The 16313-nt window shown below is 51.5% G+C and carries 14 protein-coding genes and 1 pseudogene; 7 read left to right on the forward strand and 8 right to left on the reverse strand.

Going from position 1 to position 16313, the window contains the following annotated elements:
* Window positions 1-126 precede the first annotated feature (126 nt).
* The 3 genes from IM317_RS06580 to IM317_RS06590 form a co-directional block, all read right to left on the reverse strand.
* A complete protein-coding gene (locus IM317_RS06580) occupies window positions 127-576 on the reverse strand; it encodes a hypothetical protein (protein WP_033145699.1) in 450 nt (149 codons plus the stop codon).
* A 143-nt stretch (window positions 577-719) separates the two neighbouring features.
* The gene (locus tag IM317_RS06585) at window positions 720-1064 is read right to left on the reverse strand and encodes a DUF1294 domain-containing protein (RefSeq protein WP_033145700.1); all 345 of its coding nucleotides are present in this window, start codon (window positions 1062-1064) and stop codon (window positions 720-722) included.
* Between the two features lie 496 nt (window positions 1065-1560).
* The gene (locus IM317_RS06590; RefSeq protein WP_033145701.1) at window positions 1561-3084 is read right to left on the reverse strand and encodes a cyclic diguanylate phosphodiesterase; all 1524 of its coding nucleotides are present in this window, start codon (window positions 3082-3084) and stop codon (window positions 1561-1563) included.
* A gap of 680 nt (window positions 3085-3764) precedes the next feature.
* Here IM317_RS06590 and IM317_RS06595 point away from each other — a divergent pair.
* The 3 genes and pseudogenes from IM317_RS06595 to ttcA all read left to right on the forward strand — a co-directional run bounded on the left by IM317_RS06595 (window position 3765) and on the right by ttcA (window position 5374).
* Window positions 3765-4175, forward strand: a complete 411-nt coding sequence (locus tag IM317_RS06595; RefSeq protein ID WP_033145702.1) for an ASCH domain-containing protein — start codon at window positions 3765-3767, stop codon at window positions 4173-4175.
* A 156-nt stretch (window positions 4176-4331) separates the two neighbouring features.
* Window positions 4332-4403, forward strand: a pseudogene (locus tag IM317_RS23920) (hypothetical protein); the annotation flags it as partial.
* Window positions 4404-4438: 35 nt separating this feature from the next.
* The gene (gene ttcA / locus IM317_RS06600) at window positions 4439-5374 is read left to right on the forward strand and encodes a tRNA 2-thiocytidine(32) synthetase TtcA (protein ID WP_033145703.1); all 936 of its coding nucleotides are present in this window, start codon (window positions 4439-4441) and stop codon (window positions 5372-5374) included.
* A gap of 42 nt (window positions 5375-5416) precedes the next feature.
* On the opposite strand, the gene dbpA is transcribed toward ttcA, so the two are convergent.
* From dbpA to IM317_RS06615, 4 genes are all read right to left on the reverse strand, one after another.
* Window positions 5417-6790, reverse strand: a complete 1374-nt coding sequence (gene dbpA / locus IM317_RS06605) for an ATP-dependent RNA helicase DbpA (protein ID WP_033145704.1) — start codon at window positions 6788-6790, stop codon at window positions 5417-5419.
* 27 nt (window positions 6791-6817) lie between these two features.
* Window positions 6818-6991: a hypothetical protein gene (locus IM317_RS24170; RefSeq protein ID WP_305089335.1), complete on the reverse strand. Its 174-nt coding sequence runs from the start codon at window positions 6989-6991 to the stop codon at window positions 6818-6820.
* Between the two features lie 282 nt (window positions 6992-7273).
* Window positions 7274-8257: a zinc transporter ZntB gene (zntB, locus tag IM317_RS06610; RefSeq protein WP_033145705.1), complete on the reverse strand. Its 984-nt coding sequence runs from the start codon at window positions 8255-8257 to the stop codon at window positions 7274-7276.
* Between the two features lie 154 nt (window positions 8258-8411).
* A complete protein-coding gene (locus IM317_RS06615; protein WP_060568764.1) occupies window positions 8412-9554 on the reverse strand; it encodes a methyl-accepting chemotaxis protein in 1143 nt (380 codons plus the stop codon).
* Between the two features lie 456 nt (window positions 9555-10010).
* On the opposite strand from IM317_RS06615, the gene IM317_RS06620 reads away from it, so the two are divergent.
* The 4 genes from IM317_RS06620 (at window position 10011) to IM317_RS06635 (ending at window position 14461) form a co-directional block, all read left to right on the forward strand.
* Window positions 10011-12140, forward strand: coding sequence for a bifunctional diguanylate cyclase/phosphodiesterase (locus IM317_RS06620; RefSeq protein WP_033145707.1), 2130 nt, complete (start codon window positions 10011-10013; stop codon window positions 12138-12140).
* A 92-nt stretch (window positions 12141-12232) separates the two neighbouring features.
* The gene (locus IM317_RS06625) at window positions 12233-13465 is read left to right on the forward strand and encodes a sensor domain-containing diguanylate cyclase (RefSeq protein ID WP_033145708.1); all 1233 of its coding nucleotides are present in this window, start codon (window positions 12233-12235) and stop codon (window positions 13463-13465) included.
* 74 nt (window positions 13466-13539) lie between these two features.
* Window positions 13540-13680, forward strand: a complete 141-nt coding sequence (locus tag IM317_RS06630; protein ID WP_021240268.1) for an Ecr family regulatory small membrane protein — start codon at window positions 13540-13542, stop codon at window positions 13678-13680.
* Window positions 13681-13897: 217 nt separating this feature from the next.
* Window positions 13898-14461, forward strand: a complete 564-nt coding sequence (locus tag IM317_RS06635) for a DJ-1/PfpI family protein (protein ID WP_033145709.1) — start codon at window positions 13898-13900, stop codon at window positions 14459-14461.
* A 90-nt stretch (window positions 14462-14551) separates the two neighbouring features.
* Here the strand turns inward: IM317_RS06635 and IM317_RS06640 are convergent, their stop codons facing one another.
* A complete protein-coding gene (locus IM317_RS06640) occupies window positions 14552-16168 on the reverse strand; it encodes an ABC transporter substrate-binding protein (RefSeq protein ID WP_033145710.1) in 1617 nt (538 codons plus the stop codon).
* Window positions 16169-16313 lie beyond the last annotated feature (145 nt).

Below are 16313 nucleotides of genomic sequence, written 5' to 3' on the forward strand. Positions count from 1 at the left end.
CTTTAAATATGTAAAAAAACAGGGCCACTTACTCTTTATTTTGATTAGTAACATAGTGACACTATTATTGTGTAAATAATTGCTTTGATGAGAAAAATGCCTGCCATGAGAAATGACATTTCATATTTAAAATCTCGGCGTCAGTCCAAACTTTGGCGTTTTGATGTTTGCAGCCCAAATCTTGATATCGTTTTGCAGGAGGATCGTGAAATCGGATTTTAAATGCGTCACCATGCTATTGACGCTGTCCGCATCAACCACTGAAAAATGTTCAATTCTGTTTTGTCCTACCTGAACACAATAATATTTGGCGGGCAGTACTTTACCATTCACATTTAGCGGCAGGTTTTTCTCACCGCAACGGCCTTCAGTAATATAGGACACCAGTAAATTAGCGGATTTTCTTCCTGGCTGGGAGACACTCACCATGACCGGGAAACCTTCCGAGGTCTGTGTCATATCATAAAGAACCGCATTTTTTATATACCAGGTATTATATTCCCGCTCCTGAAAAGCAGACCAGGAAGGCGCAGAAAAGAGCACCAGCACTGCCAGAATAAGAGATTCTATTTTCATGGGATGTTGTCGTCCGTGTTGTTGCACGTATTATTCAGATTGTGCAAAAAACAGCAACCACTTAAGAATAGTCCTACTACTATTGGCAGTGACGGAGGAGTAAATTAAAGATATGCCTTACCGTCAGCAGTCCCTGCCAACGCTCATAAAAGAGAATAAGAAGAAAAATGATAAACGGCCGCCATCATGGCGATGCTGACGACGACGCTGATGAAAAAGTAGCTTTTGAAGGGCTGCTTTTGGGTTTTATGGCGAAAGAGTTGTTGGCCGACAATGGCGCCAGGCCAGCCACCTGTCACGCCAAATACCAGCAATGTCGCTTCCGGAACCCTGCGCATCCCCTTCCGCGCCGCCATTTTATCGGCGCCATACATGAACAACGTCAACACGTTGATCGCCAGAAACCACATGACCAGAGAATGGGTAGCAAGAAGGCTGCCGATCGCAGCGATAATCAGGAGTAAATAACAAAAGCGATTAAGGGTCATAGCACGAGCCACGGGGTGTTTAGCAGTGTTGGATGACGCATTATACGTTAACTGACGAAAATCTCAGAGTGAGACGGCTATTCTAAAATGCAAACTGCGCCCCGGGCCTTTACTGGTTAACATTTAAACTGCGGTAATAAGTAAGCATTATTTCATTATGCGTTGACCGCTAGCATTTTTTTCTTAAAAAATTAACCTGAAACATCTTACGTCGAAAACACAGCGTAAGCGCATTGTTTTAACAAAACAATAATCATTGCATCCATCAATCTAAAGAGGGCGCGACAATATTGATTAAAGTCAAATTAAACGTTAGCCAGCTAATATTCAAAGTCATCCATTCGTTTAAGAACACCCAAAACAATGTTGAAAACAATTAATTTGACCATCCGGTCAATACATAACAAAATATTACCGTGGTTAAAATAATAATGGTCTGCATTTTTGGGGGATGATGTCCCCCCTTTTTATTTCCTCAGAAACAACCGAATAAACATTATTCCACCCTGACCTTAACTTTTGGCTTCGACAAGACAACTTTGACCAGTTCCTTGAAAGGAAGAGGTTTGTAAAAGAAAAAACCCTGTAAAAACCGGATATGATTGCGTGTGAGGTAATCAAGTTGCTCTTCTGTTTCAACGCCTTCCGCCACGATGCTAATTGAGAGTTTTTTGGCCAACTCCAGTACCGAATCAAGGATTAGCGTTGAGTCCTCATTCGCGTTAACCCTGGCAACAAAGCTCTGGTCGATTTTAATGTAGTCAATATGCAGATCCTGCAGATAGGACAGACCGGAATAACCCGTACCAAAGTCATCCAGCGCAATGGCAAATCCGTTGTTATGTAGCTCATTCAATGTATTAACAAGATGTTCATCAATGTCGAGCGGTTCACGCTCCGTCACTTCAACGACGAGGTTAAGATCCTGTTGAGTAAAGCTGCGCTTATAGTGGAGACACTCTTCAACAAAGGTGGACACAACGATATGAGAAGCGCTGAAGTTAATCCCTACGTGAAACCCTTCCGGCAGCAATGTCGCAATAGCATTCATGTGTATTGCAACCTGCCTCATTAAGCTCTGAGTCAAAGGAATAATTAAACCGGATTTCTCCGCAAGAGGAATGAAGGACGCGGGGGAAATAAATCCTGATTGAGGATGCTTCCATCTGGCCAGCACCTCCACACCCCGTAAGGTTCCCTCTTTGCCGCTCACAACGGGTTGGTAATACGGAATAATTTCATTTTTGTAAATGGCGATGCGTAGCGACTCTTCGGGTGAAACATCCTTAGAAATATAGCGTTGAAGAATATAAGCAGAGAGAGACGATATTATCAGCAGGAATAACACCACGCCTCCGGCTCGATTGAATAATCTCTTAAGGCTAAAAAGAGGTGGAGAGGTGAATTGTACCGAGAAAGGATAAGTAGAGGCTTTTACCGTTAATACCTCTTTATTCGTAGGGTCTGCCGTCGTCACATCGCCTGTCAGACCTAAAAGCGTATTGCCTACTCTCAGGGAATATTCAACGCCATTTAATGGCATATCCAGTGCATCACGTATATGGCTATCGCTGATGCTAACGATGATTCGGCTTCCGGCATGAATTGTCTGATATAAGAGAACCGGAAGACCGTTGACGGTACTGGCCGAAGGGACGAGGAGCAATGATGACTCAGGCAGCACTGAGCTGTTGACCAACAATACGCGGTTTCCCGGTAACGAGGAGCACCAGACCGCATCATTTTTCAGAATAACGATCGTTCTCAGGTGAGGCTGTAATGCCGCCTCGGTGCCCAGCCGATATTGCCCTTCAGCATCACACTCATTCTCGGCAAGTTGCATTGCCATCTCAGTCGCATGACGAGCTTCTTTAAGAATAACATTCATGTTCCGCACGACGTAATGCGCCTCTGCCAGGCTATCGGCCCGTGCAGAATACCAAACCTGTAAATTAATGATAAAAACGCCTAGCAAAAACATTGTCGTGGCTGCAGCTACGGGGATAGATGCATGGCGCATTTAGGGTTCTCGATTTAAGTGAAGTAGCCGCTTCAACGACGGTGAAGTGATTGAATTGTCATTGCCTTAAGCATGGTTGATAACGTCATAATTACCATGCCAGGCGTCAGAAAAGTTCTCGTAAACCAGATTGAGGGGAAACAAAAGGCCGCCGAACGGCAGCCCTGGTGGATAAGTATCTATTAATATCGCTTTATTGTATTGATCGGGGTTCTTTCTGACCAGTCTGGCCGCTCGCCGGCCATGATGGCACGCTGTTGCGTTGGCGTCACAGACTGGGTTATTTCAGGCATTGACTTGTATTCGGGTTGCTTAGGTGGACTGAGAACCAGATCGGAGCTACAGCCTGACAGCTGGAAAATTGCCAGTAGAGATGAAATAAGCTTGAACACGTTAAACCCTTCCAATGGGATAAAATTTTAAGAAAAAGCGTGGTGCTGGTTGCATCCAGGTGACTCGTTACTGATATTCAAAGCCACGCGCCTGGCTGCAGACAGCAGATTCACCACACAGATAACCTCGTAAGGATATATTTACCAGGGCAATACGCGCAACGCTTTGTTTTCCTTCCCACCTGAACTAAAAATGCAAGGAAAGGCGACTATGCTTCTACAGTCGAGGGGGTTTATGCTAAAACCGCTATTCCGATTCTTTTGGTTAAGAGTTAAGAAGGGATTTGAATGGTTCAGGTTGAAGAATTAAAAATGAAGTACCCAGGCGCAGTGGCCTGGCAAATGGGTGACGGCCCGGAAATGGCGAGCGTGCTTGCGGACCTTATTAAAAAAGGAATCAAAACGGCCACCTGCGGATCTTTTGCCTCGTACGCGCAGGATGTGTCTGCTCCGCGGATGGGGAGCTACAACATAATTCTTGATGGCCAGAATGTCCCGGTCTGTGTGATCCGGCTGGTTTCAATGCGGCTGGTGCGTTTTTGCGATGTAAATGAAGAATTCGCTCGCAAAGAGGGTGAAGGCGATTTAAGCCTTGAATACTGGCAGAAAGAGCATCAGCGATTTTTCTTCCGCGAAGGCCATTTTTCTGAAGATATGGAACTGATCGCGGAAGAATTTGATTTGGTTGAGGTGCTGTAAGCTGAGATAAAAGTGATACTTATCCCAGCGAGCCTGCACCCTTCTGATGCCCTCCCAGGTTTGTCAGGCTTTTTAAAGCTACCCTTGTCGATATAACGCATCACCCCGGCATCACTAGCCATTACCCTTAAGCCTGCATGATGTGAATCATTATAGGGCTCCAGATTTAACGCAGCTGTAAAACGTGCTGGTATTCGCCGCCGGAATCCGTACCATACGCGGCATACAATATTTGCCCCTGCTGGCTCCGAAGGTAGTACTAAATGCAACAGAATCAAGAGATTAACAAAAAAGAGCAATACAACCTGAATAAACTGCAAAAGCGACTGCGCCGTAACGTGGGCGAAGCCATTGCAGACTTCAACATGATTGAAGAAGGTGACCGCATCATGGTCTGCCTGTCAGGGGGTAAAGACAGCTATACCATGCTGGAGATCCTGCGTAATCTTCAGCAAAGCGCACCGGTGAAATTTTCCCTGGTGGCGGTCAACCTTGACCAGAAACAGCCGGGCTTCCCGGAGCACATTCTGCCGGAATACCTCGAGAAGCTGGGCGTTGAGTACAAAATCGTCGAAGAAAATACCTACGGCATTGTGAAAGAGAAAATCCCGGAAGGGAAAACCACCTGCTCACTCTGCTCTCGTCTGCGCCGCGGCATTCTGTATCGTACCGCGACGGAGCTGGGCGCGACCAAAATTGCGCTGGGCCATCACCGCGACGATATCCTGCAAACGCTGTTCCTCAATATGTTCTACGGCGGCAAGATGAAAGGCATGCCGCCTAAGCTGATGAGCGATGACGGCAAGCACATTGTGATCCGCCCTCTCGCCTACTGCCGCGAAAAAGACATTGAGCGTTTTTCTCAGGCTAAAGGTTTCCCGATCATTCCATGTAACCTGTGCGGCTCTCAGCCGAACCTGCAGCGTCAGGTAATTGGCGACATGCTGCGCGACTGGGATAAGCGTTATCCAGGGCGTATCGAAACCATGTTCAGCGCGATGCAAAACGTTGTCCCTTCCCATCTCGCGGATGTGGAGCTGTTCGACTTTAAAGGCATCAACCACGAGTCAGAAGTTGTGAACGGCGGAGACCTGGCGTTTGATCGGGAAGATATTCCCATGCAGCCAGCGGGCTGGCAGCCGGAAGAAGATGACAATCAGTTTGAAGAGCTGCGTCTCAACGTGCTTGAAGTGAAGTAAGCGATTAGCGTCTCAGAAACACCTTCTGAGACGCTTCATTCTTCATTTCAGCAGACGTACGCGACAGGTTTTACCCTTAATTTTCCCGTTTTGCAGCTGCTTCCATGCCTTATGGGCAACCGCCTGGCGAACCGCTACGTAGACATGCGCCGGATGGACCGCAATCTTGCCGATATCCGCCCCGTCCAGACCCACATCCCCGGTCAGCGCCCCTAATACGTCACCTGGACGCATCTTGGCTTTTTTACCGCCATCAATGCACAGCGTCGCCATTTCAGCCTCCAGCGGCACAATGCTGGCGCTGGCCGGTGCATTCATCCAGTTCAGCTTAATCTGCAGCATCTCAGAGAGAATGTTGGCGCGCTGCGCCTCTTCCGGCGCGCAGAAGCTGATCGCCAGACCGCTGTTTCCCGCGCGCGCGGTACGGCCAATACGGTGCACGTGCACTTCAGGGTCCCACGCCAGCTCAAAGTTCACCACCAGCTCCAGGGATTTAATATCCAGACCGCGCGCAGCGACGTCGGTTGCGACAAGAACGCGGGCGCTGCCGTTAGCGAAGCGGACCAGCGTCTGATCGCGATCGCGCTGCTCCAGATCGCCATGCAGCGACAATGCGCTCTGGCCGGCGGCATTCAGGGCATCACAGACCGACTGACAGTCTTTTTTGGTATTACAGAACACCACGCAGGACGCAGGCTGATGCTGGCTCAGCAATTTCTGCAGGAGCGAAATTTTCCCCTGCTGCGAGGTTTCAAAGAACTGCTGCTCGATAGCGGGCAGCGCATCTACGCTGTCGATTTCAATGGTAAGCGGATTTTTCTGCACGCGCCCGCTGATGGCGGCGATGGCCTCCGGCCAGGTCGCGGAGAACAGCAGCGTCTGACGATCGGCCGGGGCGAAACGGATCACCTCGTCAATTGCATCGCTGAAGCCCATATCCAGCATCCTGTCTGCCTCATCCATCACCAGCGTTTGTAACGCATCCAGCGAGACGGTGCCTTTTTGCAGGTGATCCAGCAGGCGGCCGGGCGTTGCGACAATAATGTGCGGCGCATGCTGAAGTGAATCACGCTGCGCGCCGAACGGCTGTCCGCCGCAGAGGGTTAAAATTTTGGTGTTGGGCAGGAAACGCGCCAGACGACGCAGTTCACCCGCAACCTGGTCTGCCAGTTCGCGGGTCGGGCACAGCACCAGAGACTGGGTCTGAAAAAGTGCCGCATCGATGTGCTGCAACAGGCCAAGGCCAAATGCCGCCGTTTTCCCGCTGCCCGTTTTCGCCTGCACGCGCACGTCACGGCCCTCAAGGATGGCGGGCAACGCGGCCGCCTGAACAGGCGTCATCGTGAGGTAACCCAACTCGTTGAGGTTATCGAGCTGGGCGGCGGGCAGAACATTCAGGGTAGAAAAAGCGGTCACAGTAGTCTCTCGTGGTCATCTTTGCGGTCAGATGGCGCGTATCCTCGCAGATCTCGCGGTTCGATGCGACAATTTAATCGGTTCTTGATCTGGCGGCGGGTCGGGCATCGGCTGCGGACGCGGGATGGGATCGGGCATTGGCACCGGATCGGTGGGGACGGGATCGGATTGACGCGATTGTTGCAGTAGCAGAGCGTTCAGGATACTCATCATTCCCTCCAGAATTTGCTGTCGTCCCTTTTAGGGTAGACGCTGAGAATCAGGAGGCAAAAAAAAGCCGACTATGAAGTCGGCGTCGTACGAATCAATTGTGCTATGCAGTAATTCAAAAAAGGAAGTAAGACAATATGGAGCGCAACGCCCATCGCTTGACGTTGCATTCACCTGCGGGAGTAATATTGCACCTTACGGGGTAGATGTTTATTGACTTCGCTCAATTAAAAGAGCGTTTTGATCCCGTTGAAAGCTGGAAAAAGCGTAAATTTACAGCCATTTACTACGATGCAACCACCATGCAACACCACCAATCAAAACAACTAACATCACGCAAAACGCGGTAAAGCCGTAGCGATAAGCGCCACCCGGAATTCCACCCAGATTCACGCCAAACAGCCCGGTAAGAAACGTGCTGGGTAAAAACACCATCGCCATCAGAGACATCGTATAGGTTCTTCTCGACAGCGACTCCTGCATCACCTGCGCGATTTCGTCCGCCATCACCGCCGTTCTGGCAATACAGGAATCAATCTCGTCCAGCCCGCGCCCCAGCCTGTCGGCAATATCCTGCATTCTGCGTCGCTGATCGTCATTCATCCAGGCGAGCCTTTCGCTGGCAAGACGCGCATACACGTCGCGCTGCGGCGTCATGTAGCGGCGCATCACAATCAACTGCTTACGCAATAAGGCCAGAAAACCGCGCGGCGGGATCTGCTGATCGAGCAGGTTATCTTCCAGGTCGATGATTTTGTCGTGCAGCTCTTCAATAAATTCACTCGCATGATCGGTAAGGGCGTCGCAGACGTCCACCAGCCAGCTGCCGCAGTCGACCGGCCCGGTGCCCTCTTTCAGATCGTTGACGATGTCATCCAGCGCCAGAACTTTTCGCTGGCGGGTCGACACAATGAGCCCGTCGTCCATGTAGACACGCATCGCAACCAGCTGATCCGGCCGTTCATCCGTGCTGCCGTTAATGCAGCGCAGGGTGATCAGCGTCCCGTCCCCCATTCGGCTCACGCGGGGCCGCAGGCTTTCACCCGCCAGCGCATCGCGCACGTTATTGGGCAAGAGCGGCGTCGAGGCCAGCCAGTCAGCGCTGTCCGGGTGGGTGTAGTTCAGATGTAGCCAGCAGGGATGCGCACTATCGATCACATCATTATCTTCCAGCGGTCGCGCACCGCCGCGACCATCCAGCACCCACGCAAAAACTGCGTCTGGAACGTTTAGTTCAGATCCTTTAATGCTTTCCACAGCGCCTCCACCTTTTTAGCTCTTCGGTGTCAGTCTAGCTTTCATCAGGGGTTAAGCAACAACTATGTATCCCATCGCGCTGAAATCGCTCAGGAATTATACATTCTGGCCAGAGGCGTAAAAAAAGCCTGGCATGCCAGGCTTTGAGGTGCTGTCAGAGCGAGTGCTCTGGCCGCTGCAGGAAGGATGGCGAGCCGCCAGATGATGAGGACAAGGATGACTGTTCGAGCCTGAAATTACGCGTTCGGGTCTGCAGCTCAATCACCTGATTACGCAGTACATCAGACGAACCGTTGAGTTCCTCTGCCATTGCCACGTTACTTTGCGTGACCCGCTCCAGCTCCGATAGCGCCAGGGTAATCTGAGAAATGCCTTTCTCCTGCTCTGACGTTGACGCGGAAATGTCGTCCATTAAGCGGCTGACATTTCCCGAGCCGGTCACGATTTCATGCATGTTTTTCTCTGCCTGTGACACAACGCTGGCTCCCTGCGTGACGTTACTGCTGGTGACTTCAATCAGCGTTTTGATATTCTTCGCGGCCTCCGCGCTGCGGTGTGCCAGGTTTCTTACCTCTTCCGCGACGACAGAAAAACCCTTGCCATGATCGCCCGCCCTTGCCGCCTCCACGGCCGCGTTGAGCGCCAGGATATTTGTCTGGAACGCAATGCCGTCAATGAGCGAAATAATCTCCGTCATCTGTTGCGCGCATTCGGTAATGGACTGCATATTGCTGGCGACCTGCCCCATCAGCTCGCCGCCCTTACGCGCCTGTAACGTCGCCACATTTGCCTGCTCGCTCGCCAGGCGGGTGTTATCGGCATTGTTTTTGGTGCTCGCGGCCATTTGCTCCATGCTGGCTGCGGTTTGCACCAAAGACGCTGACTGCTGCTCGGTTTTCACCGATAGCTGAGCGCTGCGTGCCGAAAGTTGGTCCGATAAGGTCATGGCGGTTTGCGATGATGCCCTGATCTCACGCACCAGCGTCGCAATATTGCCGGAAAGGCTGTTTATGCCGGGGATGAGTCGGCCCGCGCAGTTATTGCCAAATTCTGGGATAGAGACGCCAAGGTTACCTGCGGTCACCTCCTCAATACTTCTCTTCACCGTATTGATCGGCGTCACAAGATACTTCGTCATATAGACCCAGAGCAAAAATAGCGCAACGAAATTGATGACATTAAGCGAAATAAAGAGAGACGCATTGCTGGAAAATAGAACAACGACACCTGCACTTACCAAAAAAAGAGAGAAAAGGAACCCGATAATAAAGGTCCTTACACTAATATTTTTTAGCATGATAATACCCACGTTTTATATTTTGGTCGGCACTTAGACTTATAGCATTGGCCCGAAAGTTTTTCATCGCAAACAACGCTTGTTTTTTGTTTCGCCGTTAGCATCCTGAGATTTACGTTAAGTCAGATAAAAAGAGTGTATTAGTGAAAATGTTTTGCTCAGCATCCTGTGATACTGGTCTCCAGCCATGTTAAGCGATAGTATCGCCCGCGGTGAGACGATACGATCGCCTTCATATTTAAGGAGCTTTGCTACTGTTATTCGTTCTTGTTTAGCAATGCTTAATATATTAACGAGAGAATATATTTTATATTCTTAATAATTTTTAGAGTATTAATATGACTGGTCATTTTTCACGATAAATAACTAATATGGTTTGAATGCGCATGTTCGTTGCCCGATAAAGATGTACCCGGCAGGCGAAATCGGTAACCCTCTCAGGCGTGGGATTGCATAATGCTCAATATATCGTGGGACCCTGTGTTAATCGCTATCTCTTATCTGGTGGCGTTTATCGCCTCCTTTGTGGCGCTGGACAGCGCCGGAAAGATCCCCCTCTCCAGCCGAAAGGCTGCCCTGTTCTGGCGCATTGCCGGTGGGGTCACGCTGGGCATTGGCATTTGGTCGATGCACTTTATCGGCATGCTGTCGATGCAAATGCCCATGATGATGAGCTACGACCTCTGGTTAACCCTTGCGTCACTGGGCGTCGCGGTGGTTGCATCGGCCACGGCACTTAATATTGCCGTCGCGGGCAAAAAACTTTCTCCCTTTCGACTGATCTTTGCCACGGCAATCCTGAGCGCTGGCGTGGTGTCGATGCACTACATCGGTATGGCGGCCCTGATGCTGGATGGCAGCATCATCTGGGATCGCCGCCTCGTGGGGTTGTCCGTGGTTATTGCGGTTGTTGCCTCCGGCACGGCGCTGTGGCTGGCTTTTCGACTGCGGGATAAACACAAAGGCGTCTTTATCAATCGCATTCTCGCGGCCTTCATCATGGGTGCCGCCATTTGTGCGATGCACTATACCGGCATGAGTGCCGCGCAGTTTCAGGAAATGGCGCATACCCTCCCGGGCGGGATCGGCGAGCTGGGGTTATCCATCTGGGTTTCGGTCACCACGCTCTGCCTGCTCGGCGTGATGTTAATCATTTCACTGATCGATTCCCACCGGCGCACCAACCGGCTGACGGATAATCTGCATCAGCTCAACCGCCAGCTTGAGCTACAGGCGCGTTTTGACGCGCTCACCGGGCTCGCAAACCGCCACCAGATGGATCTCCGCATGCAGGATTGTCTGCGCAGCGCGCTGCTGAGCAAGAAGCCATTTGCGGTTATTTTCCTGAACGTCGATCACTTCAAACGCGTTAACGATACGTGGGGTCACAGCGTCGGTGATGAGCTATTGATCGCGATCGCGCAGCGCATCACGGCCCGGCTCACGCGCGAGATGACCCTGGCAAGGCTCGGAGGCGACGCCTTTATCCTGCTGGTGCCGGAATGTGACGACGACAGGCTCAACGCGCTGGTCACCGCGCTGCTTGAAGATGTGCGACGCCCTCTGTCCGTCTGCGGACATACGTTAAGCACGACGATCAGCGCGGGCGTCAGCCTCTATCCTCAGGACGGCGAAACGCTGCATGAGCTGAAGCTCAAGGCGGATGCAGCATTACATCGCGTCAAGGAATATGGCCGCAACGGCTGGGCGATTTACCGGACCGAGATGTCAACGGCGATCCCGGCAAAACCCGGTTTCCTGCAGGAGCTTTCTCAGGCGCTTGAGCGCGATCAGTTTGAACTGTGGTACCAGCCAACCTGGCATGCCGGAGAGAAAACCATTCACGGTTTTGAAGCCCTTCTGCGCTGGCGGCATCCTGAGCAAGGGGTTGTATTGCCTAATCTGTTTATCCCCTCTCTGGAGCAAACGGGCTTAATTATTCCGGTAGGTAACTGGGCCATTGAAGCGGCGTGCCGACAGCTTCATTTCTGGACTGAGCAAGGTTTCAGCCAGTGGACGCTGTCTCTCAACCTATCCCCCATCCAGTTTGAACAGCCTGATATTTTCCAGATCGTCTCGTCGATGCTGGAAAAATATAACTTGTCTCCGTCCCGGCTGATTCTGGAGGTAACGGAAAGCACCGCGCTTAAAAATCTGGACCGCAGCATTGAGTTGCTCAATGCGTTTAATCACGAGGGGATCGTTGTCTCGATTGATGATTTTGGGACGGGCTATTCCAACCTTTTGATGCTGAGCGTGCTGCCAGCAAAAGAACTCAAGATCGACAGAAGCTTTGTCACGTCGATGCTGGAAAATGAAAAAAGCTACAAGCTGGTTGAAACCATTATCAGTATCGCCCGGACCATGGAGATGAATGTGGTGGCAGAAGGGATCGAGACGGAAGAACAGCAGGCGGTTCTCACCCGACTCGGCTGCGATTACCTGCAGGGATATCTTTTCTCCCGCCCCTTACCTGCCGAACAGGTACCGTGGCTACTGCTGCAGATAAACTCAGACAAACAGATTATACACATTAATAAAATTCAAACGGACCCCGCATTTATTTCTCAAAAAAATCATGCCTGACGGGGTTAAGTGGAGTATGTTTCAAGGGAGTACACGCGAGTCAATTCTGTCATGATTGTCAGGCACATGTTGTCGATGAACAGGAAACGCCTATGTCGCAACCTTGTTTTGATGCGTTGAATGTAATTAAAACACCCGTGTGGCTCGTTTCACCCGTGTCGGAAAAGATCATTTTTGCGAATGTGGCCGCAACGCAGATCATGGGGGATAAAACGCTCGATGACATGCGCAAAGGGATCTATTCAGCCAGTGCGCAAACCGTCCTGTCGATGTATGTATCTGAACTGAAAACAGAGCAGGAGATCGTCGAAATCTGGACAACAAGCCGGGATGGACAGGATACGCCGTTAAGCTGTCGCCTCTCGCTTGCCCACTACGCGCCCTGGGGCGATGTGATTGTTTTCGAGGGCATCTCCCAACAAATACTCTCAGGATTGAAGGCCAGCCGTTCCGCTACCTACCGGCGGAAAAAACAGGGTTTTTATGCGCGCTTTTTTCTGACCAACAGCGCCCCGATGCTGTTAATCGATCCGGCCCGCGACGGCCAAATCGTCGATGCAAATCTGGCCGCACTCAATTTTTATGGTTATTCACATGATGACATTTGCAGTAAGCATACCTGGGAAATCAATACGCTGGGGCGAGATGTGATGCCCATTATGACTGCGATTGCCGCGCTGCCCGGTGGTCACAAGCCGCTCAATTTTGTTCACCGCCTTGCCGATGGATCCACCCGCCACGTTCAGACGTATGCCGGGCCCATTGAGATCTACGGTGACAAGCTGATGCTGTGCATCATCCACGATATCACCGAGCAAAAAAGGCTGGAGCAGGAGCTGGAACATGCGGCGTTACGTGACTCCATGACGGGGTTACTCAACCGGCGCCAGTTTTACGCGATTACCGATCAAAGCAATCTGAATAAACTTCCCGCGCAGCAGCAATTTAGCCTGCTGCTGGTGGATACCGACCATTTCAAAAACATTAATGACCTGTTCGGCCATCTGAAAGGCGATGAGGTGCTTATCGCCCTTTCCCGGACGCTGGAAGCCTGTAGTCGGGAGGGCGATATGGTGTTCCGCTGGGGTGGCGAAGAGTTCGTTATCCTGCTGCCGCGCACCTCTCTCGACACCGCGATGCAGATTGCCGAGTCAGTCCGTGCAGCCGTTGCCCGCATTACGATTCCAGGCTTGCCGCGGTTTACCGTCAGCATCGGCGTAGCGCGGCACAATCAGGGAGAGAGTATTGACGAGCTGTTTAAGCGTGTGGACGATGCGCTGTATCGCGCTAAAAATGACGGACGCAATAAAGTCCTTGCGGCATGAAACTGGAGTATCCGGAAAAGCCCCGCTACAATGCCCACCTCGAATCAATTAGCGTCAGGTGGGTAAAAACCGCAATGGGAAAAACTGAAATAATACTCACCTTAATTATTTTACTCCTTATTATATTTGGCTTCTGGTTTATTTTTAGCGGTGAGATCTGGTATCTCGTCGAGTTTCTGGAAAATAGCCTTTACCCGACCTTCGACGCACCGTAACGCACGTTTAATCGCTTGTTTCACCTACCGAATATGTCAGGTATCTGCTTCCCTTACAGCCGCGTAAAATACGCGGCGTTATCCTCCAACAACGTTGATAACGAATCAATTATTCATTTGCTTATGTTGCCCGTGCTCTGACGGGCTTTTTTATTTCCGGCAATTCAGCCACGCCAGGCTATATCTTAATCATCTTTATTGATAGAGGTGAGGAAAGATGAGCAAGAAGATCCTGATGCTGGTTGGCGATTACGCCGAAGATTACGAAACCATGGTGCCTTTTCAGGCGTTGCAGATGATTGGTCATCAGGTGGATGCGGTCTGCCCCGACAAACCGAAGGGCGATTACATCATGACGGCAATCCATGACTTTGACGGCGCCCAGACCTACAGCGAAAAGCCCGGTCACCGCTTTACCCTCAACGCCGATTTTTCAGCCGTAAAGGAGCAGGACTACGACGCGCTGCTCATCCCCGGCGGGAGAGCCCCCGAGTATCTGCGGTTAAATGAGGACGTCTTAAAGCTGGTACAGGCATTTGACGCCGCGCGTAAGCCGATTGCCGCGGTGTGCCACGGCCCGCAGCTGCTTGCTGCCGCGGGCATTCTGAAAGGACGCACCTGTAGCGCCTACCCGGCCTGCGCGCCTGAGGTCCGTCTCAGCGGCGGACACTACGCCGCTATCGGCATCGATCAGGCCCATGTAGACGGTAACCTGGTGACGGCTCCCGCATGGCCCGCGCATCCGCAGTGGCTGGCGAAGTTTAATGCGCTGTTAGAATAACAGAGACCCGGCATCGGGCCACGCATAGCGAATGAAGCGGTACCGCGAATTGCAGGTCTGGCGCGAGAATGCGCCAGGCCTCATAAAACATCAGTGCTTCTCGATATACATGGTCCGGCTATACGCCACGTCTTCCGGGTTATTGATGGGGTAGCCTTTCACCCAGGGCTTAATCAGGCGACCATTGGTGTACTGGTAAATGGGCGCGATAGGCGCTTTCTCCAGGAGGATTTTCTCCGCCATGTTGTAGTCCGTATTACGCGCTTTCGCCGTGGTTTCCAGCGTCGCCTGGTGGATAATTTTATCGTAGGCCGGGTCGTTGAAACGCGAGATATTGCCGCTGTGGGTGGAGGTCAGCAGGGACAGGAAGGTCGACGGCTCATTGTAATCGCCTACCCATGACGCGCGGATCACATCAAAATTGCCGGTATTACGGCTGTCGATATAGGTTTTCCACTCCTGGTTTTGCAGTTTGACGTCCACACCGAGATTTTTCTTCCACATGGACGCCACCGCAATGGCGATTTTCTGATGGTTTTCCGAGGTGTTGTACAGCAGGGTCAACTTCAGCGGACGCTGCGGGCCGTAACCTGCGGCCTGGAGCAAAGTTTTCGCCTGAGCGTTCAGCTCCTGCTGGGACATCTGCTCGAACGGTGAAGGCTCAGGGGTGAAGCCCGCCGTCACGTCTGGGGTGAAATGCCAGGCCGGCTTCTCGCCTGTACCTAATACCTTTTCCGCCATAATGCGGCGATCGATAGTCATGCTCAGCGCAAGACGAACCCGGGCATCGGCCGTCGGGCCCTTTTGCGTGTTAAACGCATAGTAATAGGTCCCGAGCTGAGGCGGCGTATACACCTGTCCCGGAATGTCCTTCAGGAGCTTCTGATACATGTTTTTCGGGAACGATTCGGTGATATCAATATCCCCCGCCAGATAGCGCTTAGTGGCGGACGATTCCTGATTAATCGGAATGAAGGTCACTTTTTGCAGGACAGTTTTCGCGTTGTCCCAGTAGTGCGTATTTGGCACGACAACCAGTTTTTCATTCACCACGCGGTCGTTCAGGACGTACGCGCCGTTACCCACCAGAGCGCCCGGACGCGTCCACTCTTTCCCGCTTTCAACGTTCGCTTTTTGCACCGGATAGAAGGCGAAGTTTGCCGTCAGGTTGCTAAACCACGGGAGCGGTTTGTCCAGCTGGACGCGTAAGGTTCTGGCATCCACCGCCGTCACGCCCAGGGTATCTGGCGTCGCTTTGCCATCGATAATGGCCTGCGCGTTATTGATGCCTGCCAGCGCCGCAAACCAGGCAAACGGAGACGTGGTTTTCGGGTCAACCAGACGCTGCCAGCTGTAGACAAAATCCTGCGCGGTGACGGGCGTACCGTCAGACCATTTGGCGTTATCGCGCAGGGTGAACGTCCAGATACGGTTATCGTTGCTCTGCCAGCGCGTCGCCACGCCGGGGGTCAGCTCCCCTTTCTCGTTCTGATTCACCAGCCCTTCGAAAAGATCGCGAATCACCTGAATCTCGGGTAATCCCACCGCTTTTGCCGGATCGAGCGAAGCCGGCTCGTCTTTAATATGCCTGACCAGCTCCTGTTTTTGCGCCAGTACCGTGCCCTGGGGCACATCAGCAGCGTACGAGAGTGTAGAGAGTCCGCACAGGTACAGTGCAGCGCAAAGACGCGAAACAGGATGCTTCATAAGATCCCCTTTGATGAATTCAGGTAACAAGCAGATGCGTAATTATTTGTTTCGAAACAGAGAAATGCAAATACCTTACTCCTGAATAGTGATTTAAGGCAATTCTCAAGCGTTACGGAAACTATTTGATTAACAGCGGGTTTTG

Origin of the sequence: Enterobacter cloacae complex sp. S3 (assembly GCF_014930495.1) — a bacterium.
Classification (GTDB): domain Bacteria; phylum Pseudomonadota; class Gammaproteobacteria; order Enterobacterales; family Enterobacteriaceae; genus Enterobacter; species Enterobacter asburiae_B.